23 protein-coding genes and 1 pseudogene are annotated in these 23,495 nt (G+C 71.5%); 14 read left to right on the forward strand and 10 right to left on the reverse strand.

The genetic code is table 11. The features are described from left to right. Positions 1-73 precede the first annotated feature (73 nt). Positions 74-1,066: an ATP-binding cassette domain-containing protein gene (locus Q1K57_RS03570; RefSeq protein WP_300079042.1), complete on the forward strand. Its 993-nt coding sequence runs from the start codon at positions 74-76 to the stop codon at positions 1,064-1,066. Then, the gene (locus tag Q1K57_RS03575; protein ID WP_300079045.1) at positions 1,063-2,031 is read left to right on the forward strand and encodes an ABC transporter permease; all 969 of its coding nucleotides are present in this window, start codon (positions 1,063-1,065) and stop codon (positions 2,029-2,031) included. The genes Q1K57_RS03570 and Q1K57_RS03575 overlap by 4 nt, the downstream gene beginning before the upstream one ends. Here the strand turns inward: Q1K57_RS03575 and Q1K57_RS03580 are convergent. Further along, positions 2,028-4,580, reverse strand: a complete 2,553-nt coding sequence (locus Q1K57_RS03580) for an alpha-amylase family glycosyl hydrolase (RefSeq protein WP_300079047.1) — start codon at positions 4,578-4,580, stop codon at positions 2,028-2,030. The genes Q1K57_RS03575 and Q1K57_RS03580 overlap by 4 nt on opposite strands. A gap of 394 nt (positions 4,581-4,974) precedes the next feature. Here Q1K57_RS03580 and Q1K57_RS03585 point away from each other — a divergent pair, with 394 nt between their 5' ends. Then, complete coding sequence (locus tag Q1K57_RS03585) at positions 4,975-5,910, forward strand: type IV toxin-antitoxin system AbiEi family antitoxin domain-containing protein (RefSeq protein WP_300079049.1); 936 nt, start codon at positions 4,975-4,977, stop codon at positions 5,908-5,910. 183 nt (positions 5,911-6,093) lie between these two features. On the opposite strand, the gene Q1K57_RS03590 is transcribed toward Q1K57_RS03585, so the two are convergent. Together Q1K57_RS03590 and Q1K57_RS03595 are read right to left on the reverse strand one after the other, a co-directional pair. After that, complete coding sequence (locus Q1K57_RS03590; protein WP_300079052.1) at positions 6,094-6,981, reverse strand: DUF4031 domain-containing protein; 888 nt, start codon at positions 6,979-6,981, stop codon at positions 6,094-6,096. Further along, on the reverse strand, positions 6,978-8,051 hold the full coding sequence (locus Q1K57_RS03595) for a rhomboid family intramembrane serine protease (protein ID WP_300079055.1): 1,074 nt from the start codon (positions 8,049-8,051) through the stop codon (positions 6,978-6,980). The genes Q1K57_RS03590 and Q1K57_RS03595 overlap by 4 nt, the downstream gene beginning before the upstream one ends. A 121-nt stretch (positions 8,052-8,172) precedes the next feature. On the opposite strand from Q1K57_RS03595, the gene Q1K57_RS03600 reads away from it, so the two are divergent. The 4 genes from Q1K57_RS03600 (at position 8,173) to Q1K57_RS03615 (ending at position 11,502) form a co-directional block, all read left to right on the forward strand. Next, a complete protein-coding gene (locus Q1K57_RS03600; protein WP_300079058.1) occupies positions 8,173-8,931 on the forward strand; it encodes an amino acid ABC transporter ATP-binding protein in 759 nt (252 codons plus the stop codon). A gap of 66 nt (positions 8,932-8,997) precedes the next feature. Further along, complete coding sequence (locus tag Q1K57_RS03605; protein WP_300079060.1) at positions 8,998-9,843, forward strand: glutamate ABC transporter substrate-binding protein; 846 nt, start codon at positions 8,998-9,000, stop codon at positions 9,841-9,843. Positions 9,844-9,973: 130 nt separating this feature from the next. After that, positions 9,974-10,657, forward strand: coding sequence for an ABC transporter permease subunit (locus tag Q1K57_RS03610; RefSeq protein ID WP_300079063.1), 684 nt, complete (start codon positions 9,974-9,976; stop codon positions 10,655-10,657). Next, complete coding sequence (locus Q1K57_RS03615) at positions 10,624-11,502, forward strand: amino acid ABC transporter permease (protein ID WP_300079065.1); 879 nt, start codon at positions 10,624-10,626, stop codon at positions 11,500-11,502. Before Q1K57_RS03610 ends, Q1K57_RS03615 begins: the two co-directional genes overlap by 34 nt. Before the next feature lie 123 nt (positions 11,503-11,625). On the opposite strand, the gene Q1K57_RS03620 is transcribed toward Q1K57_RS03615, so the two are convergent. Further along, a complete protein-coding gene (locus tag Q1K57_RS03620) occupies positions 11,626-12,294 on the reverse strand; it encodes a hypothetical protein (RefSeq protein ID WP_300079067.1) in 669 nt (222 codons plus the stop codon). Between the two features lie 175 nt (positions 12,295-12,469). Between Q1K57_RS03620 and Q1K57_RS03625 the strand changes: the two genes are divergently transcribed. Next, on the forward strand, positions 12,470-13,417 hold the full coding sequence (locus tag Q1K57_RS03625) for an asparaginase (RefSeq protein ID WP_300079070.1): 948 nt from the start codon (positions 12,470-12,472) through the stop codon (positions 13,415-13,417). Between the two features lie 490 nt (positions 13,418-13,907). Beyond that, entirely contained in the window at positions 13,908-14,828 is a 921-nt protein-coding gene (locus Q1K57_RS03630) for an LCP family protein (protein ID WP_300079072.1), read from the forward strand. A 22-nt stretch (positions 14,829-14,850) separates the two neighbouring features. Here Q1K57_RS03630 and Q1K57_RS03635 read toward each other — a convergent pair whose 3' ends face one another. From Q1K57_RS03635 to Q1K57_RS03665, 6 genes and pseudogenes are all read right to left on the reverse strand, one after another. Continuing rightward, entirely contained in the window at positions 14,851-15,897 is a 1,047-nt protein-coding gene (locus tag Q1K57_RS03635; protein ID WP_300079074.1) for an ATP-dependent DNA ligase, read from the reverse strand. A 19-nt stretch (positions 15,898-15,916) separates the two neighbouring features. Continuing rightward, positions 15,917-16,746 (reverse strand): annotated as a pseudogene (locus Q1K57_RS03645) (fumarylacetoacetate hydrolase family protein). Continuing rightward, positions 16,743-17,171, reverse strand: a complete 429-nt coding sequence (locus Q1K57_RS03650) for a RidA family protein (RefSeq protein WP_300079079.1) — start codon at positions 17,169-17,171, stop codon at positions 16,743-16,745. The pseudogene Q1K57_RS03645 and the gene Q1K57_RS03650 overlap by 4 nt, the downstream one beginning before the upstream one ends. A gap of 19 nt (positions 17,172-17,190) precedes the next feature. Continuing rightward, entirely contained in the window at positions 17,191-17,679 is a 489-nt protein-coding gene (locus Q1K57_RS03655) for a thioesterase family protein (protein ID WP_300079081.1), read from the reverse strand. Further along, a complete protein-coding gene (locus tag Q1K57_RS03660) occupies positions 17,676-18,536 on the reverse strand; it encodes a hypothetical protein (protein WP_300079084.1) in 861 nt (286 codons plus the stop codon). The genes Q1K57_RS03655 and Q1K57_RS03660 overlap by 4 nt, the downstream gene beginning before the upstream one ends. 25 nt (positions 18,537-18,561) lie before the next feature. Then, positions 18,562-18,975 (reverse strand): arsenate reductase ArsC, encoded by a 414-nt coding sequence (locus tag Q1K57_RS03665; RefSeq protein WP_300079087.1) that lies wholly within the window; start codon positions 18,973-18,975, stop codon positions 18,562-18,564. A gap of 86 nt (positions 18,976-19,061) precedes the next feature. On the opposite strand from Q1K57_RS03665, the gene Q1K57_RS03670 reads away from it, so the two are divergent. From Q1K57_RS03670 to Q1K57_RS03690, 5 genes are all read left to right on the forward strand, one after another. Then, on the forward strand, positions 19,062-19,724 hold the full coding sequence (locus tag Q1K57_RS03670; protein ID WP_300079089.1) for a MarR family transcriptional regulator: 663 nt from the start codon (positions 19,062-19,064) through the stop codon (positions 19,722-19,724). Continuing rightward, complete coding sequence (locus Q1K57_RS03675) at positions 19,721-20,383, forward strand: arsenate reductase ArsC (protein ID WP_300079092.1); 663 nt, start codon at positions 19,721-19,723, stop codon at positions 20,381-20,383. Before Q1K57_RS03670 ends, Q1K57_RS03675 begins: the two co-directional genes overlap by 4 nt. Positions 20,384-20,508: 125 nt before the next feature. Continuing rightward, positions 20,509-21,291, forward strand: a complete 783-nt coding sequence (locus Q1K57_RS03680) for a (Fe-S)-binding protein (RefSeq protein WP_300079094.1) — start codon at positions 20,509-20,511, stop codon at positions 21,289-21,291. A gap of 101 nt (positions 21,292-21,392) precedes the next feature. Beyond that, positions 21,393-22,838, forward strand: coding sequence for a LutB/LldF family L-lactate oxidation iron-sulfur protein (locus tag Q1K57_RS03685; protein ID WP_300079124.1), 1,446 nt, complete (start codon positions 21,393-21,395; stop codon positions 22,836-22,838). Beyond that, the gene (locus Q1K57_RS03690) at positions 22,835-23,491 is read left to right on the forward strand and encodes a lactate utilization protein C (protein ID WP_300079096.1); all 657 of its coding nucleotides are present in this window, start codon (positions 22,835-22,837) and stop codon (positions 23,489-23,491) included. The genes Q1K57_RS03685 and Q1K57_RS03690 overlap by 4 nt, the downstream gene beginning before the upstream one ends. The last annotated feature ends 4 nt before the right edge of the window (positions 23,492-23,495 follow it).

A 23,495-nucleotide genomic window follows, 5' to 3' on the forward strand; every position in this document is an offset into this window, starting at 1 on the left:
GTCGGACGCCGCCGGTGGCCATTCAGCCCGTGGCAGGTGTCGCACCGGCGGCGTCCACGACCAAGATGGAGTCATGACTGAACCTGCGCCCGCGATCGCGACGCACGGCCTGCGCAAGACGTACCGGCACGGCGCGGTGACGGCGGTCGCCGACCTCGACCTGGCCGTGCCTGCGGGCGGCGTTCACGCGTTCCTCGGACCGAACGGGTCGGGCAAGACGACCACCCTGCGGATGCTGCTCGGCCTCGTCCGGCCCGACGCCGGGACGATGGAGATCCTCGGCGTCCGGGTGCCCGAGGACTTGACCGACGTGATCGATCGGGTGGGCGCCATCGTGGAGCAGCCGCGCCTGTTCCCGACGATGTCGGGCCTCGCGAACCTGCAGATCCTCGCGCAGGCCATCGGCCTGCCCCGCGAGCGGGTGCACGACGTGATCGCCCAGGTGGGTCTCGCGGCCCGCGCCAAGCAGGACGTGCGCGGCTACTCGCTCGGCATGCGGCAGCGGTTGGCGATCGCGGCGACACTCCTCAAGAACCCTGACGTCCTCATCTTCGACGAGCCCACCAACGGCCTCGATCCGGCCGGTATCCACGAGGTGCGGACGATGCTGCGGCAGTTGGGGGCGTCCGGGAAGACCGTGCTGGTGTCGAGCCACCTGCTCGCCGAGGTGCAGCAGATCGCCGACACGGTGAGCATCATCGGCCGGGGACGTCTCCTCACCCAGGTGCCGGTGGCCGGGCTCCTCGACGGCGGGGGGCGCGTCCGGGTACGGGTGACGCCGCCCGGGGAGGCGGCCCGCGTCCTGACCGCGGCGGGCTACCTCGTCGGGCTCGACGGCTCCGAGCTCCTCACCGTGGGGCGTCCGGACTCCGCCGCGCAGCCGGACGCCGTCGCGCGCGTTCTCGGCGAGGCAGGCCTGTGGCCGACCGAACTGGCCCCGGTGGCCGAGAGTCTGGAGGACGTCTTCCTGCGGCTGACTGCCACGGAGCACCTGAGCGTTCAGGCCCCGGGGATCGCGTTCGGCCCGTCGGGTTCAGGCGCGGGGGCGACGGGGGGCGTGGCATGAGGCTGCTGGGGGCCGAGTTGACACGGTGGCGGCACCGCAAGGGTCTGTGGGCCACCGTGCTCGTCACGCTGGCGATCGCGGCGGTGGTGTGCGGCACCCTCGTGACCGCCTCGCTGCCACCCTCGGCGGAGGCGAAGGCCGAGGCGCAACGGCAGTTCGAGGAGTACTACGCCGAATGGGAGACCAATCACGACCAGTGGTACGCCGACTGCATGGCGACGGCGGGAGGTGAGGGAGCTCCCACGGTGTGGGATTGCGAGAGCCAGAATGTGGCGCCCGTCGCGGAGAGTTACGGTCCCTCCGTGATGCCGTGGGCCGACGGCATGCAGGGCGCCATGATGGGGGCGGCGGTGCTCGGCGGGTTGGCGGCGCTGGTCGCGGGAGCGTCGTTCCTGGGGGCGGAGTATCGCCACGGGACGATCTCGACCTGGCTCACGTTCGCGCCGAACAGGACCGCGGTCTTCGCCAGCAAGATGGCGGTGTCGGTGCTCGCCGGCATGGCGGTGGTGGCGGCGGTGGGGCTCCTCCAGGCCGGTGGGCTGGCGTTGAGCTTCGGGGTGCTGCGGCCGACGGAGATCGGCGACTGGGGGGAGCCGCTGCGGATGATGGGCCGCGCGCTCGGCCTGGGCGCGATGGTGGCGCTCATGGGGGCGAGCCTGGCGGTGTTGTTCAAGAACACCGTGGCGGGCGCCGCGGTGCCCATCACCTACATGCTGGCGGGGGCGTTCTTCGGCGTCCTCAACCTGGTGCCGTTCGGACCCCAACTGCGCCGCTGGCTGCCCGAGAGCAACCTGTACGCCTACCTCGCCAACGGCTATGAGACCGGCCACTTCGACGAGGCGAAGCGGGAGTGGGTGCCGGTGTTCATCTCGGCGGCCCAGGGCACGACGTACCTGCTGGTCCTCACCGGTGCCCTCGTGTTGGCGGCCTTCGTGGTGTTCCGCCGGCGCGACGTCACCGACTAGGCGGGAGGGGTAGCGCCCGCCGCGTCCGGCCCCGGCTGATCCGGCGGTGGCGCGTCGGGGGCCGTCCGGACGAAGCTGCGCCGGATCCGCTCGAACGCCTCGTCGAGACGCCCGCGCAGGTGCGGGATGCCCCACCGATCCATCTGGACGCCGCCGCCGCGGCCCCACAGGTTCCCCGGCGCCTCGGGACGCCGTGTCGGCGGCGCCTGGAGGACGACGATCGACCACGGCTCGACCGTGTACTCACCGGCAACGTGCAGGCCGGACTCCTTCGGCCACGCGTTGCCCTCGGGCTCGGCCCAGGGCGCGGTGTCGATGATGCGCACCCAATCGTGGCTCGCGGGGGACTCGGTCCACTCGGAGAGATCGAAGCGGGCGGGCTGGTCGTACATGTTGACGAGGATCCAGAAGTCGTCGCCGCCCGAGACGCCCGAGTCGATGGCGACCGCCAGTTGCCGGTCGCCCGGGCGGGGCGGGTCGTTGAGGTCGGTGCCGAAATAGACGTAGCTCACGTCGGGCCCGCCGCGCGTCATCTCGCCCCACGTGCGCTGCCGGAACGTCGCCTGCGTGCGCCGCAACTGCGCGACGTAGCGGGCGAAGACGAGCAGCTGGTTCACAGGCGGCTCGCCCTTCATGGTGCCGACGATGTGGTGATAGCCGGGCAGTTCAGGCTGGCCTGGGTCCACGGGCAGCTTGCTCGGCGAGGCGGACGCCGCCTGTGCCCAGTTGTTCCAGATGCCGACGGTGTTGAGCGACCACGGGTTGTTGTTGCCGTTCTGGCTGCGCCCGTACTCGTCGCCCGACACGATCATCGGGACGCCGCGGGCCAGGAACGTCAGCAGCCACAGGTTGCGCCACCGGGTGCGGCGCAGCGACTTCTTGCCGCCCGAGTCCCACGACAGGTTGTTGTCCGAACCGCCATCGGAGGGGCCGAACGGGTAGGGCTGGTCGTTGTTCTTCGCGTTGTAGGACACCAGGTCGAACATCGTGAACCCGTCGTGGGCGGTGACGAAGTTGATCGACTTCTGCGGCCCGTCGTTGTCGTTGAAGTGCAGGTAGTCGCCGTTGAAGAACGCCATGAAGTCGTCGGTGTTGCCGTCGCCCTTGCTGAACGCGCGCATCGCGTCGCGGAAGCGACCGTTCCATTCGCCCCAGCCCGACGGGAAGTTGCCCACCTCGTAGCCCCACAGGTCCCACGCCTCGGCGATGACCTCGATGTTGTTCTCGGCAGCGAGCTGAGCGACGGCGTCCAGGAGCGGATGGTTGCTGAAGAAGCGGCGCTGTGCGACCCAGTCGTCGGCCTCGGCGGCGTTGGGGCGGCGCCCGAGGACGGGCGCCAGGTCGAAGCGGAACCCGTCGACGCCCATCGTGTCGTGCCAGTGCCGAAGCGAGTCGAGGACGAGGTCGCACGTGAGGGGCGAGGAGAAGTTCGTCTGGTTCGACGTGCCGGTGGCACCGTCGATGAGCCCACCCGACGACGTGAGTGCGTAGTACTCGGTCGTCGCGAAGCCGCCGAGCGTGGTGAAGCCGGCCGAGTCGAGGTCGCCGCCCCAGTTGCCGCCCTCGGCGGAGTGGTTGTAGACGACATCGAGGAACACCTCGATGCCGGCGTCGTGGAACGCGTGCACCATCTGCTTGAACTCGCGCGTCGGCCCGCCGAGGCTCTTGTCGGAGCTGTAATCGCGGTTCGGGGCGAAGAACGCGAGCGTCTGGTAACCCCAGTGGTTGGTGGTGCCGTTGTGGGCGCCGACCTGGTCGGAGTCCGTCTCGTGCACCGGCAGCAACTCGATCACAGTCATGCCGAGTGCCCGCAGGTAGGGGGCCATGAGGGCGGCGCCCGCGTAGGTGCCGCGCAGGTGGTCGGGGATGTTGGGCAGGCCCTGGAAGCCACGCGTGTTCGCCAGCAGTTCGCCGAGGCGGGTCGACGAGGGGTGCAACGTCAGGTTCTTGACGTGCGCCTCGTAGATCGCGTTGTCCTCCTCGGGGTGGCGCGGGTGGGTGCCGGTGCGGGTGGTGTCCTCGATGACGACGCCCTTCGGCGCGTAGCGTGCCGTGTCGGCCTCACGGCCCGGACGCCCCCGCCACGGCACCGGTCCGGACCCGAAGACGCCACGGTCGGCGCCCGCATCGAGGACGGCCTGGCTCATCGGGTTGTGGGTGACCTCCCGGGCGTAGGGGTCGAAGAGCACCTTGTTGGGGTTGAAATGGTTGAGGTCGGCGTCCCGGTCGGTGAGGAAGCCGGCAGCGGAACCCGGCTTCCAGGCGGGATCGTAGGACCAGTTGCGGCCCCAGACCCGGAAGCCGTACAGGGTCCCGTGGCGGGCGTGGTTCACCTCGGCGCGCCAGACGCCGTCGGCGCCTTGGACCATCACGATGCTGGCGTGCGCGTCGGCGCCGGTGGCCTCGGGGAAGAACTCGAGAGTCACGCGGGTCGCCGCTGGCGCGGCCACGGCGAACGTGGTGGTGCCTGAGCTGCGCCGCAGGTGGGCGCCCAGCGGCCAAGTAGCCGTCGCCCAGCGGGACGGATGGACCGCGCGCGGTTCGTTCACGTCTACCAACGATGCCATGCGGGCTCGGCGGCGGGTAATCGTGCCGCCGTGTTGCCGTCGCGCACACCGGTTCGACGCCGCCGGGACGCCGCCGGGACGCCGCCGTGATCCCGGCGGGATGCCGTCTGTACACCCCCGTGGGCGTCGGGGTGGCCTCGGGCGCCGCGGTGGGGGTCGAAATGGCTCCGGGACGCCGCGGTGGGCGTCGGGGTGGCCTCGGGACGCGGCGGTGGGGGTCGAAATGGCTCCGGAGTGAACTCATTCTCGGATACGGGTGTGAGTTCACGCCCAGATCCGAGAATGAGCGCACTCCACGCGCTGTCGCCGTGCGCTCCAAGCGCTGTCGCCGTTCGCCCCACCGCTGCCGTGACGGACGAGGGTTAATGCAGAGGGCATGAAAACCAGACGGAGGATCCCCGCAGCGCTCGCAGCCCTGCTCGACCGGCAGGGTGGTACGGCGACCCGGCAGCAGGTCTACGACACCCTCGGGCGCGGCGCGTTGCGCCGGCTTCTGGCGGAAGGGAAGTGGGCGCGCGTGACGCCGGGCACCTACGCCGCCTGCCCGGCCCCCAGCCTGGAGCACCGACTCTGGGCGGGGTTCCTGATCGGGGGACCGGGCTCGGCGCTCGGCGGCTGGGCGGCCCTTCACGCGGCCGGCCAGCAGGTGAGCGTGCCGGTGGTGGACGTGTGGTCACCCGATCGCGTGCGGCGCGAACCTCGCCCCGGCTACGCCTTCCACTCCGATGGGCTCGGGCGTCTGGAGCACACGAGCGGTTCCCTGCCCCGCATCCGGCTGGAGGACGCGCTCCTCGACCTCGTCGGCGCGGTCGACCTCGACGAGTGGGTGAACCTCACCACCAGTGCCGCGCGGGAACGCCGGATCAGCCTGCTGCGCCTGCGCTCGTCGGGGCTGGGCCGGCCCCGCATGCCCCGGCGGCCGTTGCTCCGCGAGGTCCTCGCGGACCTCACCGGCATCGAAAGCACGCTGGAGTGGCGCTACCACTGCGACGTCGAGCGCGCCCATGGGCTGCCACCCGGCGAACGGCAGAAGTCGCTGAGCAGCGGCACCCGTTCGGACGTGGTGCACGACGCGTACCGCCTCATCGTCGAGCTGGACGGCCTCTGCCACACGAACGCGGTGCTGCGCGACCTCGCCCGGGACAACACCCACACCGCGCAGGGGCAGTCCACGCTGCGGTACGGCAGTCTCGACGTCCGGCTGCGCGCCTGCGCCGTGGCCGCGCAGGTGGCTCAGTCGCTCCAGGTGCGCGCATGGCCGGGAACGATGCGCCGGTGCCCGCGGTGTCCTCCCTCGGCACCCATGTCGTGACCGGAGTGCCCTCATTCTCGGATCCGGGTGTGAGTTCACGCCCACATCCGAGAATGAGCGCGCTCCGGGGAGGTGCTGCCGGGCCAGGGGGCGTCCGGAAGGCTCGGACAAGCGCGCTCCGCGGGGAGGTGCTGCCGGGCCAGGGGGCCCCGGAAGGCTCGGACAAGCGCACTCAGGGCGGCGCTAACCGACCAGGGGGCGTCCGGACGCCTCGAGGTGCGCCAGTTCGGCGGTCAGGTTGGCGCGAGCGGCGTCCGCCCAGGCGTGGGCGCGGCGGAAGAGCGGCTCCAGGGCGAGGAGGCGCCGCAACACCCCGGCCCGCCCGGCAACGAACGCCGCCTCGCCCACGTGTGCGTACTCCACGCGCACGTCGCGGGCGTACACGTGGTAGCGCGCCTCGCTCACCGCGAGGATCGACAGGTCGGCGTCGGCCAGCAGCGCCCCGCGGGTGTCGCCCGGCGCGGGGGCGTGCGTCGCGGTGAGGGCGACGAGGCGTCCGACCTCCGCGGCCGCCTCCGCACCGAGATGCGGTCCGAGAGTCGAGCGGGCCAGCTCGGCCGATGCCTCCTCATCGTCGCCCGCACGGCCGGCGTACACGGCGTCGTGGAACCACGCCGCGAGCGTGACCAGCGGATCGTCGTTGCCCAAAGCGTCGAGGGCGCCGAGCACCTGCGCGAGGTGCCGCACGTCGTGGTAGCGCCGGTGCGGCTCGCCCCACCGGGACAGGAGGTCGTCGCGGACGCCGTCGGGCGCGGGCGGCGCCGCCTCCCAATGGCGGCGCACCAGCCGCACGGACGCCGCCCGGTCCGGCTGCTTCTGCGTGGGCCTTACCCGCAGCCCCGACGCGACGAGCCGCTGCAGCAACTCCTTCGCGCCCACCAGGTGTGCTCCGGCGTCCAGGAGGTCGTCGTAGCGGCGGGCGGGCACGTCGTAGTGATCGTGGTCGAACGCCCCCGCCGGCAGCGCCACGCGCCGCGCGAACGCATGCAACTCGCCCAGGGAGGAGTCCGAGACGAGGTGCCCGAACACGGTCCCGTGCGCCGGCCAGGTGGGCGGATCGACCCAGATCACGGCACCAGCAGGCGCGCGAACGCCACCGCCAACAGCAGCACGCCGAAGGCGCCGAGCGCGATGAGCTGCGTCCGCTCCTGCTGACGCCCACGCAGCCCCACGAGGATCGCCGCCACCGCCGCCCCGCCGACGAAGCCGCCCAGGTGGCCCTGCCACGAGATCCCCGGACCCAGGAACGTGATCACCACGTTGATGCCGATCCACATCACGAGATTGCGCGGGTCGCCGCCGGAACGCAGCACGAGCACCAGCAGGCCGCCCAGCAGCCCGAAGATCGCCCCGGACGCCCCCACCGTCGACGTGTACGGATCGGCCAGCCAGGCCACGGTCGCGCCGCCGGCGAGCGCCGACAGCAGGTAGAGCGCCAGGAAGCGCCCTCGTCCCAGCACCTTCTCCAACTGCGGCCCGATGAACCACAACGCCAGCATGTTGACGCCGATGTGCAGCACGTTCGCGTGGACGAACGCGCTCGTCAGCAGCTGCCACCAGGCGCCGTCGGCGAACCCCGGCAGCCACGTACCGCCGCTCGCCGAGCACGAGTCCGCGCTCACCCCCTGGTAGTAGCTCGACCCTACGGCGCACACGCTGCGCCTCGTCAGCGCCAGGTAGTCGAACACGCGGCTCGTGCTCTCACCCGTCAGGAAGGTCGCCACGAACACAAGCGCATTGAGCCCGATCAGCACCAGCGACGTGAGCGCCGGGTTGGTGCTGCGCCGCCCGCCGTAGGGCAGCCGCCCCTGGCCGGACGCCGCCACCGCGCGTTGCACGCACTCCGGGCACTGGTGGCCCACCGGGGCCGCCACCATGCAAGCGCCGCAGATGGGGCGTCCGCACCGCTGGCAGCGGACGCCGGCTGCTGCATTCGGATGCCGGTAGCACGCCACCGGCTGCGGTCCGGGCGGCTGCACGGTCGGGTACGGTGCCGGGCCCGCCACGGGTGGGAACCCGGGCGGCGGCGTTGGCGTCCCGGCGCCCGCATTGGCGTACGGGTCGGACGCCGGCGGCTCGAACGACGGTCGTCCAGACGTCGGCGGCAGCCAGGCGTCCGGGCGTTCCTCGGGATTCGACACGGCGGGCCCACCTCCTTCGGACAGCTTACGTGCCGCACCGGCGGCGTCCCCGACCCCTCTGCAACCCAAAAGTAACCAGACTGTGCTCTCAACGAGAGATCGGCGCCGCTACTGTGCCGCCATGACCGCACCCACCGCCAGCGGCGAGCCCGTCGTCGAGATGGAGCACGTCGACAAGTACTTCGGCGACCTCCATGTGCTCAACGACATCAACCTAACGGTCCACAAGGGCGAGGTGGTCGTGGTGATCGGGCCGTCCGGCTCGGGCAAGTCGACGCTGTGCCGCACGATCAACCGCCTCGAGGCGATCAACTCGGGCACGATCCGGGTCGCCGGGCAGGTGTTGCCCGAGGAGGGCAAGGCGCTCGCCGGCCTGCGCGCTCAGGTGGGCATGGTCTTCCAGTCGTTCAACCTGTTCGCGCACAAGACGATCCTCGAGAACGTGACCCTCGGCCCGGTGAAGGTCAAGAAGTTCAAGGGCGACGACGCGAAGAAGCGCGGCATGGAGCTCCTCGAACGCGTCGGCGTCGCGAACCAGGCCAACAAGTACCCGGCCCAGCTCTCCGGCGGGCAGCAGCAGCGGGTCGCCATCGCGCGCGCCCTCGCCATGGACCCCACCGTCATGCTCTTCGACGAACCCACGTCGGCCCTCGACCCCGAGATGGTCAACGAGGTGCTCGACGTCATGGTGAATCTCGCCCGCGGCGGCATGACGATGATCGTCGTCACCCACGAGATGGGGTTCGCCCGGAAGGCCGGCGACCGCGTGGTTTTCATGGCCGACGGCCAGATCGTCGAGGAGACCGACCCCGACTCCTTCTTCACGAACCCGCAGACGGCCCGCGCGCAGGACTTCCTCAGCAAGATCCTGACCCACTGATTTTCCGGACGCCGCCGGCGTCCGGTGTCCTCATCCGAGGCAAGCACCCCAGAGAGGAAGCACACCATGATCCGAACCAAGACGTGGGCCCTCGGCGCAGCCGCGGCGGCCTTCGCCCTCACCCTGTCGGCGTGTGGCACAGCCGCCACCCCCGCCGGCACCGACGGCGGCGCCGGCGGCACCATCCGCATCGGCATCAAGTACGACCAGCCCGGCCTCGGCCTCCAGGAGGGAAGCTCCTTCACCGGCTTCGACGTGGAGGTCGCGAAGTACGTGGCCGGCGAGCTCGGCTATGGCGAGGACCAGATCGAGTGGATCCAGTCGCCGTCGCCCCAGCGCGAGACGATGCTCGAGGGCGACCAGGTCGACATGATCTTCGCCACCTACTCGATCACCGACGCCCGCAAGGAGCGCGTCAACTTCGCCGGGCCGTACTTCATCGCCGGCCAGGACCTCCTCGTGCGCAGCGACGACAGCTCGATCACCGGCCCCGACACGCTGGCCGGCAAGAAGCTGTGCTCGGTCGCCGGCTCGACGCCCGCCCAGCGGCTCAAGGAGAAGTACCCCGATGTCGAGCTCGTCGAGTACAACACGTACTCGCTGTGCGTCTCGGCGCTCGATTCCGGTGCGGTGGACGCCCTCACGACCGACAACGTCATCCTCGCCGGCTACGCCGCCCAGGCGCAGTGGGAGGGCAAGTTCAAGGTCGTCGGCAACCCGTTCAGCGAGGAGCGCTACGGCGTCGGCCTGCCGAAGGGCGACACAGAGACCTGCCAGGAGGTCAACGAGGCGATCAAGAAGATGATCTCGTCGGGCGCCTGGCAGACCGCGGTGGACGACACGGTCGGCAAGTCCGGCTTCAAGCCCGACGACCGTAACCCGCCCGAGGTCGACGAGAACTGCGGCGCCTGATCCGCCGAACAACCGCTGGTCGAGCTCGCCGCAGTCGAGCACAACCCGCTGGCCGAGCCCGTCGCACCCACGGCGCCGAGCTCGGCCAGCGGGACCCGGACGCACCACCATCACGGAAGGAGGGACACCCATGGAACGCCTCGCGCAGATGCTCGGCGAGTACAACGTGCTGCAGGCTTTCTGGATGACGGTCCAGTTGACCGTCCTCGGTGCCCTGGGGGCACTGATCCTCGGGACCATCATCACCGTCATGCGGGTGTCGCCGGTCGGCGTCCTCAACAAAGCGGCGGCGTTCTACACCAACGTCGTCCTCTACACCCCGTTGACCTTGATCGTGTTCTTCTTCGCGTTCGGCGTCTACATCAAGATGCAACTGTCGCCGCTGCCGCTCTCGGCGCCGATCCGCGACCACAACTTCGCGATGGGCGTCATCGCCATCGCCGTCTACCACTCCTCGCTGGTCGCCGAGGCGCTGCGGTCGGGCATCAACACGGTGCCGTTGGGCCAGGCCGAGGCCGCGCGCGCCATCGGGCTCGACTTCGGCCAGTCGTTGCGCGAGGTGCTGCTGCCGCAGGCGTTCCGAGGAGCCATCGCGCCGCTCGGCAACACCCTGATCGCGCTCTGCAAGAACACGACCGTCGTCGCGACGGTCGGCGTCGCGGAGGCGGCGTTCCTGATGAACTCGATGATCGAGTTCTACTCCGACCTCCTCGTGCCCATCTTCGTCATCTTCGCCACCGGCTTCGTGGTGCTCACCCTGCCCATCGGCATGGTGTTCACGTGGTGGTCCAAGAAGGCGGCGGTGCTGCGATGAGCGCCCAGGCCGTCCTCTTCGACCTGCCCGGCCCGAAGGCCCGCGCCCGGTACCGGATCATCACGGTCGTCGCCGCGCTCGTCCTGCTCGGGATCGGCGCCGGCGCGATCTACCTGCTGCGCAACGAGCTCGCCCCGCGCATGTGGCAGCCCTACGCCAACCCCACCACCTGGACCGCCTACATCCTGCCCGGACTCCAGTCCACCCTCGTGGCCGCGCTCATCTCGGTCGTGACGGCCATGGTCGTCGGGCTGCTGCTGGGTGTCGGACGCCTCACCCACAGCCGGATCGTCGCCGGCGTGTCGGGGGCGCTCGTGGAGTTCTTCCGGGCCGTCCCCGTGCTGCTCATGATGATCTTCGCCTACTCGGTGTTCATCACGACGGGCACCCTGCGGGGTCAGGCGGCGTCCCTGGCCGGTGTCGTCGTGGGTCTGACGCTGTACAACGGGGCGGTCATCGCCGAACTGGTCCGCTCCGGCGTCCACGCGCTGCCGCGCGGGCAGACCGAAGCCGGACTGGCCATCGGGCTCACGCCCGGACAGACGCTGCGGGCGATCCTGCTGCCGCAGGCCATCCGGGCCATGCTGCCCGCGTTGGTGAGCCAGCTGATCGTCGTGCTCAAGGACACTGCGCTCGGCTACATGATCATCTACGCCGAGTTGCTGCAGCGCTCCCAGAACCTGGCCGCGAACTACGGCAACATCATCGTGGCGTTCCTCGTCGCGGCGCTGATCTTCATCGTCATCAACTGGGCGCTCGCGGTGCTGGCGCACAAGCTGGAGGCGTGGATGTCGACCCGCCAGGCAGGGCACGTGCTGCACCTCAACGAGGACATCAACCCCTAGCCCGAAGCGTCTCAACGGCAACGAGAAATTCGGCCTCGTGGAGTCCCGGCAGTGCCGGAACCCACGGGGCCGAACTTCATCGGGGTGGGCGAGACGGACGTCTCCAGGTCGATGGGTCGGGGATCAGTACCAGCCGTGCGCTGCCTTGAACGACCAGGCGGAGCAGGGGGTGCCGTAGCGCTCGGCGACGTACTTCAGACCCCACTTGATCTGGGTGGCCGGGTTGGTCTTCCAGTCGGCGCCCTCGCTGGCCATCCGGTTGCCGGGCAACGCCTGCGGGATGCCGTAGGCGCTCGACGTGGGGTTGTCGGCGAAGGTGTCCCACATGCTCTCGCGCATGATGATGTTGTTGTAGCAGGTGAACTGGTCGTCGCCCCAGCCGTACTTGTTGGCGGCCATCTCGCGGGCGATCTCCTTGGGATCGGTGGTGCCCGGGTTGTAGCCCTCGCTGGCGCGGAAGCGCGCGTCCTCTTCGGCGGCGGCCTGCGCGGCGGCGATCGCGTCCTGCGCGTCGGCCCGCTGCTGGGCCAAGGTGGCCACCGAGGTGTCGTCGATGGCGGACGACTGCTCGTTCAGCGTGTCGGTGCGCACCTCGACGGCCGCGGCCAAGTCCTCGGCGCGGTCGAGGCTGCGGCTCTCGTCGCCCTCGCGGCCGCTCAGATCCGCGGCCGACGCCGTCGGCGCCGGCGACGCGAACGTGGCGGAAGCGGTGTTGGAGAGAGTCGCGACGCCACCGACCGCGACACTGACCGCGGCGACCGAAACGACGAGGGAGCGAAGGCGGAGGATCACGAAATCCAGAGTGACACCTTGAGAGTCCTTAAGGAAAATCTCAGACTGCAAGTTGCCATCGGTGGCCATCGCGCGCGCGCACGAAGGGCGTCCCAGAACATCGGCGCCGGCATCACCGGCGATCCGCATCGCGCGCGCGCACGAGGGGCGTCCGCTGTGGTGGATAATCCGGTGTGTGAGTCTCATCGGCGCGCCCGTCGTGGCGCACGTCGTCCGGAACGGGTTCGTCGAGAGCGTCCACCACGGCTTGGCCGTGGTGACGGACGCCGCCGGTGCGGTCGTCCACGCCGTGGGCGATCCGGCCACCCCGGTCTTCCCGCGCTCGTCGTTCAAGCCGGTCCAGGCGCTCGGCAGCCTGCGCGCCGGCGCGCCCGTCACGGGCGTCCACCTGGCGCTGGCCTGCGCGTCCCACTCGGGCGAGCCCCGCCATCTCGAGGGGGTGCGGGCGATCCTGGCGGCGTCCGGCCTGAGTGTCGGCGACCTGCGCAACACGCCCGACCTGCCCGTGGGCGATGATCCGAGGGCAGCCTGGCTGGCCGCTGGCAAGGGCAAGGAGTCGCTCGCGCAGAACTGTTCGGGCAAGCACGCGACGATGCTGGCGGCGTGCGTCGCGTCCGGTTGGACGACCGACGACTACCTCGACCCCGGCCATCCGCTGCAGCGACTCATCCGTGCGACGGCCGAGGAGGTGACAGGCGAACCCATCGTGGCGACAGCCGTCGACGGGTGCGGCGCGCCCGTCCACGCCTTCGCGCTCGCCGGCCTGGCGCGCGCCTTCGGACGCTTCGCCTGTGCCAACGAGGGCGCCGAACGGGCCATCGCCCGCGCCATGAGCGCGCACCCCGAGTTCGTCGGCGGCGAGCAACGTCCCGACACCGACCTCATGCGCGCCGTCCCCGGCCTCATCGCCAAGGAAGGCGCCGAAGCGGTCTTCGCCGTCGGCCTGCCCGACGGCCGCGGCGTCGCAGTGAAGATCGCCGACGGAAGCCGCGCCGGACGTGTCGTCGTCGCCGCAATCCTGAGAGAACTCGACGTGGACGCCGCCGCGTGCGACGCCCTCGGGCTCGTTCCGGTGCTGGGGCACGGCGAACGCGTGGGCGAGGTCCGGGCGGTCGTCTCCTGAGGCCTCCGGCGGGGGAGCGCCGGCCCGACCGCAGGCCGACCCGGGCAGATGTGAGGGAGGACCGTGGGACGATTCCCAGCCCCTGCCGACCGCCTACTGTGGGAACGTGAGCACCACCGACGACGAGGACTGGCTCTACCGCCGCGGGCGCTACGCCGACAACGCCACGCCTCGGACCCCCCAGCCGGAGACGCCGCCCAGCGCACCGCGCTCCCGCGGGCAGGAGCCACAGCCGCAACCCCCGCGGCGCCCCACCCGGCCGGAAGCCGCGCGGTCAGGCGAGCCGGCCCCCCGCTACGCCCCGCCGACACCGGTGGGCCATCACGGGTCGTCGACCGCGCCGCCCACGGCCACGCCGGATGCCCGGACGCTTCCGCGACCCTCCTCGGCCTCTGCACCCCCTGCCGCGCCAGCCGCTGCCTCACCCCCTGCCCCACAGCGACCGGCGGCGTCCACCGCCCGCCGGCGGCGGCACCCGGGCCGATGGGTGATGGCTGCCCTGGTGTTGGTGCTGGCGTACGTGCTCGGCGTCCCGCTGCTGACGTGGCCGTTCATGCCGCGCACCGACGCCACGCCCGCCGGCGACCGTCCGGCTGCACAGCCGGGACAGGTGTACGTGCTGGCCGGCTCCGACTCGCGCGCCGGGCTCACCACAGAGGAGCAGGACCGCCTCGGCACAGGCAGCGACGCCGGCCAGCGCACGGACACGATCATGATGCTCTACGTGCCGACGACCGGGAAGGCGGCGCTCATCTCGATCCCGCGCGACAGCTACGTGACGATCCCGGGGCACGACAAGAACAAGATCAACGCCGCCTACGCGTTCGGCGGCCCCGAGTTGCTGGTGCAGACGGTCGAGCAGAACACCGGCCTCCAGGTCGACGGGTATGCCGAGATCGGCTTAGGCGGCTTCGTCAACGCGGTGGACGCCGTCGGCGGCATCGAGATGTGCCCTCCCGACGCCATCAAGGACCGCGACAGCAACCTCGACATCCCCGCCGGCTGCCAGCAGATGGACGGCGTCACCGCCCTCGGTTACGTGCGCATGCGCAAAGCCGACCCGCGCGGCGACCTCGGCCGGGCGCAGCGTCAGCGCGAGATGCTCTCGGCGCTGGCGAAGAAGACCATCTCGCCCGCGACCATCGCCTTGCCGTGGCGCTGGTGGGGCGTCAACTCGGCGCTCTCGCGGTCGATCACGATCGGCGACGACACCGGGCTCGGCGGGCTGGCCGGGATCGGCTGGGGCGTCGTCCGGATCGGGACGGGCGGGGGCATCACGTTGAGCGTGCCCGTCGGCAACCCCGATGCGCACACGTCGGCCGGGTCGAGCGTCCTGTGGGATGACGCGAAGGCGGGCGAGATGTTCGCCGCCATGCAGGCCGGCCAGCCGGTGGATCAGTTCGCCGGGTGATGCGAGGCCGGACGCCGCCGCCTCAGCCCCGCAGCACGGCGGCCAAGTCGTAGGCCGGGGCGCGCTCGACCTGCTCGAGCAGGCATGATTCCGGCTCGCGGTCGGGGCGCCAGCGCCGGAAGGTGACCGCGTGCCGGAAGCGCTTGCCCTCGAGCTGGTCGAAGGCCACCTCCACGACGAGGTCAGGGCGGATGGGCACGAAGTCGCGGGGCCCGAGACGGGAGACCTCGTTGGGCCGCGGGGCCGCGTCCGCCTCGGCACCGGTCAGGACGAGGGGTGCGAGGACTCCGGCGAGCTGGGCGCGCGCGGCGTCCGGGAAGGCGCCGATGCCGCCGACGTGGACGAGCGCGCCGTCGTCGTAGAGGCCGAGGTGGAGCGAGCCGACGCCGGAGCCGTTGCGGGAGAGGCCGTAGCCGATGACGACGGCGTCCGCGGTGCGTTCGTGCTTGATCTTCAGCATGGTGCGGCGTCCGGGGGTGTAGGGGGCGTCGGTGCGTTTTGCGACGACACCGTCGAGCCCGGCGCCCTCGAACCGTTCGAACCAGGCGCGCGCCTCGGCCGGGTGGGTGGTCGCGCGGGTGAGGTGGAGGCCGGCCTCCGGGGGGAGACCGTCGAGAAGCTGGGTGAGGGCGTCGCGGCGGGTGGCGTACGGCAGGGGCGTGAGGTCGACGTCGGCCAGCGCGAGCAGGTCGAAGCAGACGAGCTCGGCGGGCGTGAGCGCGGCGCGCTCGCGGACGCGCCTGGCCGCGGGGTGGATGCGGAGGCTGAGGGCTTCCCAGTCGAGGCGTTCGGCGCCGGGCTCGCCGGTGCGGACGACGATCTCGCCGTCGACGACCACCTGCGGGGGCAGGTGGCGCCGGACGGCGTCCGCGACCTCGGGGAAGTAGTCGGTGAGTGGCCTGCGCGAGCGGGACCACAAGGTGACGTCGCTGCCGTCGCGGGCGGCGAGGCAGCGGAAACCGTCCCACTTGGGTTCGTAGGAGAACTGGCCGGGGTGGTCCGGATCGGGGACGGCCGGCACCGCGCGGGCGAGCATGGGCTCGATCGGCAGACGGAGCGGCAGTGCCATGGCGGCAAGCGTACGGCGCTCAGCCCGCCACGACGGGGTTCACCTGCCGGCCCACACCCTCGATGGACACCGACACCACGTCGCCCACCGCCAGGTAGCGCGGGGGACGCCGCGCATGGCCGACGCCGCCCGGCGTCCCGGTGAGGATCAGGTCGCCGGGCCGGAGCCGCACGATCGTCGACGCGTAGGCCACGAGCGCGACCGGATCGAAGACGAGGTCGGCGGTCGTGTCGTCCTGGACCACACGCCGTTCACCTCCGTCGTGATCCGGCAGGCGGGCCGGACGCCGCCGGGCAGCTCGTCGGGGGTCACCAGCCACGGGCCGACCGGCGTCGACGACTCCCCGTTCTTCCCCTGCATCCATTCGTTGGTCCGGTTCTGCCAGTCCCGGCAGGTCGCGTCGTTCGCCACGCTGAACCCCGCGATCGCCGCCGCCGCGGCCTCGCCGTCCGCTCGCCGCACCTCGGCGCCCACGACCACCACCAGCTCGCCCTCCCAGTCGAACTGGTCGGTCTCGACGGGCCGGGCCAGCGGGTCGCCGGCGCCGGTCAGGCTGTCGGCGAACTTGGTGAACAACGTGGGGAACGTGGGCAACGGCCGCCCCATCTCCTCGATGTGCCGCCGGCAGTTCAGGCCCACACAGATCACCTTGGACGGCTGGGGCACGAGCGGCGCGAACCGGGCCCCCTCGACGGGCCGCCGGCGGCCGGACGCCGTCGCCGTCCGCTCCCGCCAGTCGGGGCGGGCCAGCCACGCGCCGAGGTCGGGCGCGTTCAGCTCGACGAGGGCGTCGTCGTCCACGCGGACGGCCCGGGTTCCCGAGGGCGTCCGCAGCGTCGCCAGCCTCATGCGGGCCTGCTCCCGGAGCCGATGACGGCGACGCCCTTAATCTCGATGAGCGCCTCGGGCTGCCACAGCCGGGTGATGCCGATGCCGGCCGCCGCGGGGTAGTCACGCCCGGCCATCTCGCGCCAGAGGCGTCCGATCTCGCGGCCGTGGGCCAGGTAGTCGTCGACGTCGGTGAGGAAGATCGTCACGTCGACAAGGTCCGCGGGTTCGCCGCCGGCCTGGCGGAGCGTGGCGAGCACGTTCCCGAAGGCCTGCGTGAACTGCTCGACGATGCCGCCGGGCACGATGTTCATGTCGGCGTCGAGAGCGGTCTGGCCGGCCAGGTAGACCACATCGCCGACCTTCGTGCCGTGGGCGAAGCCGGATGGCTTCGGCAGGCTCGGCGGGTTGATCGTCTCCTTGACCGGCCGCGGCGGGCTGGGCATGCTTCCTCCTCGATTCGGTTCAGTTCGGTTCAGTTCGGGTCAGGTCAGTTCGGGTCGGTCGGGGGTTCGGTTCCCGGGCGGGGTCGAGGGCCGCCGCGATGGTGGGCGGCCAGGGTGCCGCCCGTTCGGCCCCCGAGGGGACGTGCGCGGCCACGATCCGGCCGGACGCCGCTCGCCGCCGCGGTTCGCCGTCTCGAGCCTCGCCCCACACCTCGAAGGCGAAGGTGATGGACGCCCGGCCCAGCTTCTCGACCGTGAGCGTGCACGTCACCTCCTGGTCGAAGTGCAGCGTGGCCGTGAAGTCGGCCTCCTGGTGCACCCGGGGCGCAGCCCAGAAGTACTCCTCGAGGACGCCGGCCTGCGCGAGGAGTGCCCGTTCGGCCGACTCGGCGAGGCGCCACACGAGGGCGTTGTGGTGGTGTCCCGACGCGTCGGTGTCGATCCACTCGACGCGCCGGGTCACCGTGGCGCTGAGGCCGCCCGCGGGGCGGGGTTCGGTGTTGGTCATGACCCCATCGTGACGCCCGGGGTCCAGCGCAGGTGGGTGGGCAGGCCGCGTCCCGTGTCGGGGCGCAGCAGTTCCAGCCGCGGCCGGATCGCGTCGGTGCGCGCGCTGGGCGGCTTGCGGCGCCCGGCCGCGTACGGCTTCGGCCACGCCACCCCTTCGCCCGCATAGCACTGGTCGGCTGCCGCGTGCAGCGTCCACTGCGGGTCGTAGAGGTGGGTGCGGCCGAGCGCGCACAGGTCGGCGCGGCCGGCCAGCAGGATGGAGTTGACGTCCTCCTGGCTCGAGATGGCGCCCACGGCGATGACGGCGGCCCGGCCGCCGTGTGCCTGGCGGATCCGGTCGGCGAACGGCGTCTGGTACGACCGGCCGAACGCAGGCTTCTCCTGCGAGACCACCTGGCCCGACGAGACGTGCACGAACTGGGCGCCGTGGTCGACGAAGGCGGTTGCGATCGCGACGGCGTCCGACTCGGTGTTGCCGCCCTCGGCCCAGTCGACCGCCGAGATGCGGACGCCGATGGCCCGGTCGGCGGGCCACACCGCCCGGAGGGCGTCGAACACCTCCAACGGGTAGCGCAACCGGTTCTCGGCGGAGCCGCCGTACTCGTCGGTGCGCTGGTTCGTGAGCGGCGACAGGAACGAGCTGAGCAGGTAGCCGTGCGGGCAGTGCAGTTCGAGCACGTCGAAGCCGGCGTCGCGTGCGCGCTCGGCGGCCGCGACGAACTCGCCCTTGATGCTCGCCAGGTCGGCCGCGGTGGCCTCGCGCGGGGTCTGCGAGAACTCCTTGTAGGGCAGCGGGCTCGGGGCGACGAGTTCCCAGTTGCCCTCGGGCAGCGGCTCGTCCATGCCCTCCCACATGAGCTTCGTCTGAAGCCGGGTTGGGTCAGGCGTTGACGGGCTCGACCCCGAGGGAGTCGAGCAGGTCGAGCACGCGGCGCCTGATCTCGTCGCGGATGGGACGAACGGCGTCCAGCCCCTGCCCGGCCGGGTCGTCGAGAACCCAGTCCTCGTAGCGCTTGCCGGGGTAGAACGGACAGGTGTCGCCGCAGCCCATGGTGATGACGACGTCGGACGCCTCGACGGCCGCGCTGGTGAGGATCTTGGGCGTCTCGGCGGACAGGTCGATACCCTCCTCGGCCATGGCGGCCACGGCGGCGGGGTTCACCCGGTCGGCGGGCGCGGAACCGGCCGAGCGCACCTCGACAGCCCCGCCGCTGAGGTGGGTGAGGTAGGCGGCCGCCATCTGTGAGCGGCCGGCGTTGTGGATGCAGACGAACAGGACGGACGGTTTGCTCACGGTGCTTCTCCTCAGAACGTGCCCTTGACAACTCCGATGCCTCAATCATAATTGACTCAACTGTGGGTGAGGCAAGGGAGTGGCGCATGCAGGACCGGGAGACACGGGCGCGGGCCTACGCCGCCCTCGGCGAGGTGAGCCGGCTCGCCATCGTCGAGGCGCTCGCCCACGGCGACCTGTCCTCCAGCGAGTTGAGTGTCCGCCTCGACATGCCGTCCAATCTCCTCGCCCACCATCTCGCCGTCCTCGCAGCGGCGGGCCTCGTCGCCCGCCACCGCTCCGAAGGCGACGGCCGCCGCACCTATGTGTCGCGCACGCCTGCCTGCAACGCGCTGCTCGGTGTCCCCCGGTCTGTCAAGCCGCGGAGGGTAGCCTTCGTCTGCTCGCAGAACTCGGCGCGGTCGCAGCTCGCCGAGGCCTACTGGCGCAGGGTCAGCGACGTGCCCGTCGTTTCGGCCGGCGTCCATCCGGCCGAACGCGTGCACCCGGGCGCCGTGGCCACCGGCGGACGCCACGGGCTCGACCTGACCCGTGCCCAGCCGAAGCTGGTGACCGACGTGCTGGAACCGGAGGATCTTGTCGTGGCCGTCTGCGACCGGGCTCACGAGGAACTGGACACGGCCCGGCTGCACTGGTCCATCCCCGATCCCGTGCGCGCGGGCGGGGAGCGCGCATTCGACGCCGCGTACGCCGACATCGCCGACCGGGCCCTCCGCATGGCCGGCAGTTTCGAAGGAGCGAACCCATGACCGACACGCCCATGGTCTCCCGGCGAACCTGGGAGAGCCTCCACATGGACGAGAGGATCGCCCTCAAGCGCGCGGCGGCGAACCTGGCCGACGAGTTCGGGGGGATCTACGGGGCGGAGACCATCGAGCGTTTCCTCGCGAGTTCGTTCGACCAGTTCTCGAGCCGGTCCACCATCACGAAGTTCCTGCCGCTCCTGGCCGAGCGGTTCGCCCGCCAACGCCTGCGAGCCCTCGCGAAGGTCCAGGGGCTTCGCGATGACGGGCTGCCTGTGGTCCTCTTCCTCTGCACGCACAACGCGGGCCGGTCGCAGATGGCCCTGGGCTTCTTCCAGGCGCTTGCGGGTGATCGAGCCGTCGGGTGGTCGGGCGGGTCGGAGCCCGGCGTCGAGGTGAACCCCGGGGCAGTGGCGGCCATGGCCGAGCGCGGCATCGACCTGTCGAACGAGTTCCCCAAGCCCTGGACCGACGAGACCGTCCGGGCGGCCGATGTCGTCGTGACCATGGGGTGCGGGGACGCCTGTCCGGTTTTCCCGGGCAAGCGCTACGAGAACTGGGAGGTGGACGATCCGGCGGGCAAGTCGCTCGCGGACGTCCGGCCGATCCGCGACGAGCTCGAGCGACGGGTTCGCGACCTGCTGGGCCACCTCGGCATCGACTGACGCCGTCGGTGCAACCGCCGCGGCCGATTGGGGTGGTGCCACCGCGAGGCGCGCAATACGCTCGGCGGGTACGCACTCGACCCCGGTGGCGGGCCGCGGACGAGTGGCGCGAGGAGGGAGCCCCCATGGCAGGCCCGACGGTGGCGCTGTTCGCCACATGCGTCAACGACACGATGTTCCCCGAGACGCCCAAGGCGACGCTGCGGCTGCTCGAGCGGCTGGGGTGCACGGTGGAGTTCCCGCTGCAGCAGAGCTGTTGCGGCCAGCCGTTCACGAACACCGGCTACTACGCCGAGGCGATGGGGTCGGTGCGCAACTTCGTCGACACGTTCGCCGACTACGACTACGTGGTGGGCCCGTCGGGGTCGTGCGTGGGGTCGGTGCGCGACCAGCACCCGCTGCTCGCCCACGAGCGCGGCGACGCGGCCCTGCGCGACGGCGTCGCCAAGGTCGTGGCCAAGACGCTCGACCTGAGCGAGTTCCTCGTCGACGTGCTCGGGGTCACCGACGTGGGCGCCTACTTCCCCCACACCGTCACGTATCACTCGACCTGCCACTCGCTGCGGGTCACGAAGGTCGGCGACCGGCCCTACCGCCTGCTGCAGGCGGTGAAGGGGCTCACGCTGGTCGACCTGCCCGGGAACCGCGAGTGCTGCGGCTTCGGCGGCACCTTCGCGGTGAAGAACCCCGACGTCTCGGTCGCCATGGGCGCCGACAAGGTGCGCGCCATCCTCGACACCCGCGCCGAGTACGTCGTCGCGGGCGACAACAGCTGCCTGCTCCACATCGGCGGCCTGCTGTCCCGCATGCGGGTGGGCGTGACCCCCATCCATCTCGCGGAGGTCCTCGCCCACACCGAGGACGCCGCGCTGGAGACCGCACCGGCGGCGTCCGGGGGTGCAGCATGACCGAGACCAAGCGTTCCGGCTCCGACCTGCCCGAGGGTTCGCCCGTCGCCGTCACCACCGAGCGTCGGACGCCCGCGCCGCCGCCGGCCACGTTCATCGGCATGCCGAAGTTCCCCAAGGCGGCCAAGAAGTCGGTAGCGGACGCCCAACTGCGGCGGAACCTGCGGCACGCGACCACGGCGATCCGGGAGAAGCGCGAGCACGTGGTGGCCGAGGTGCCCAACTGGGAGGACCTGCGGCTGGCCGGCCAGGCCATCAAGGACCGGACGCTGCGCCACCTCGACCACTACCTCGTCCAGTTGGAGGAGTCGCTGACGCGGGCGGGCGCGACCGTCCACTGGGCGAACGACGCCGATGAGGCGAACCGCATCGTCATCCAGCTCACCCGCGCGGCCGGGGCCGACGAGGTCGTCAAGGTGAAGTCGATGGCCACCCAGGAGCTCGAACTCAATGAGGCCCTGGAAGAGGCGGGCATCGCCGCCTGGGAGACCGACCTCGCCGAACTCATCGTGCAGTTGGGTCACGACCGGCCGAGTCACATCCTCGTGCCGGCCATCCACCGGAACCGGTCGGAGGTGCGCGAGATCTTCCTGGAGGAGATGGGCCGCTACGGCGCCCCCGCGCCCGACGATCTCACCGACGACCCCGCCCGGCTCGCCGAGGCCGCCCGGCTGCACCTGCGCGAGAAGTTCCTGCGGGCCAAGGTGGCCGTGTCGGGGGCGAACTTCGCCGTCGCCGAGTCGGGCACGCTCGTCGTGGTCGAATCCGAAGGCAACGGCCGCATGTGTCTGACGCTGCCCGAGACGCTGATCTCGGTGGTGGGCATCGAGAAGGTCGTGCCGACGTTCGCCGACCTGGAGGTGTTCCTGCAGTTGTTGCCGCGCTCGTCGACGGCCGAGCGCATGAACCCCTACACGTCGACGTGGACCGGGGTCCGCCCGGGTGACGGCCCGCAGGACGTGCACGTCGTCCTCGTCGACAACGGCCGCACGAAGGTGCTCGCCGACGAGGTCGGCCGGCAGGCGCTGCGCTGCATCCGATGCTCGGCGTGCCTCAACATCTGTCCGGTCTACGAGCGGGCGGGCGGGCACGCGTACGGTTCGGTCTACCCGGGACCCATCGGGGCCATCCTCACGCCCATGCTGCGCGGCCTCGACAGCCCGATCGACCGGTCGCTGCCCTACGCGTCCAGCCTGTGCGGGGCGTGCTACGAGGTCTGCCCGGTGCGCATCAACATCCCCGAGGTGCTCGTGCACCTGCGCAACAAGGTCGTCGAGACCGAGAAGCGACCCACCGGCTGGGGCATCGCCATGAAGGTCGGCGGCTGGATGATGGGCAACGGCGGACGCCTCGGGCTCGCGTTGAAGGGGTCCGAGCTGGCGGGGCGTATCCTGCCCGGAGACCACCTGGGCGTCGTGCCCCTGCCCGGCCCGCCGGGCGCCTGGACGAACGCCCGCGACCTGCCCGTGCCCCCCACCCAGACCTTCCGGGACTGGTGGAAGGCCGAACGCGGGAACCACAGCAACGACAAGGGAGAACAACGATGAGCAGCCGCGAGGCCATCCTCGGCCGCGTGCGGACCGCGCTGGCCGACGTGCCGCGCTCGACCCCCGAGGCCGACGTGCCGCTGAGCTGGGGCTACGGGGCGCCGACGATCCCCGAGACGGGCTTCGACCTGCTCGACCTGTTCGTCGAGCGGGTCGAGGACTACCGCGCCGTCGTCGAGCGCTGCGGCCCCGGCGAGGTCGCCGGCCGCATCGCGGCGGCCCTCGGCGGCGTCGGGTCGGTCGTCCTGCCCTCCGGGGTGCCCGACGCGTGGCGGGACGCCGTCGGCGCGGCCGGACTGGAGCTCCGGGCCGACGAGCCGGCCCTGTCGCGCCGGGAACTGGACGCCACCGGTGCGGTCGTCACGGGGGCGGCGGTGGGCATCGCCGAGACGGGCACGATCGTGCTCGACCACGGCCCCGACCAGGGCCGGCGCGCCCTGTCGCTCGTGCCCGACGTGCACGTGTGCGTCGTCCGCGCCGACCAGGTGGTGGGCGGCGTCCCCGAGGCGATCGTGCGCCTGGCGGACGCCGTGGCGTCCGGTGCGCCCCTGACCTGGATCAGCGGCCCCAGCGCCACGAGCGACATCGAGCTGCAGCGCGTCGAGGGCGTCCACGGCCCGCGGACGCTCCACGTGATCCTCGTGCAGGAGTAGGCGC

Origin of the sequence: Propioniciclava sp., from assembly GCF_029977985.1 — a bacterium.
Classification (GTDB): Bacteria; Actinomycetota; Actinomycetes; order Propionibacteriales; family Propionibacteriaceae; genus Propioniciclava.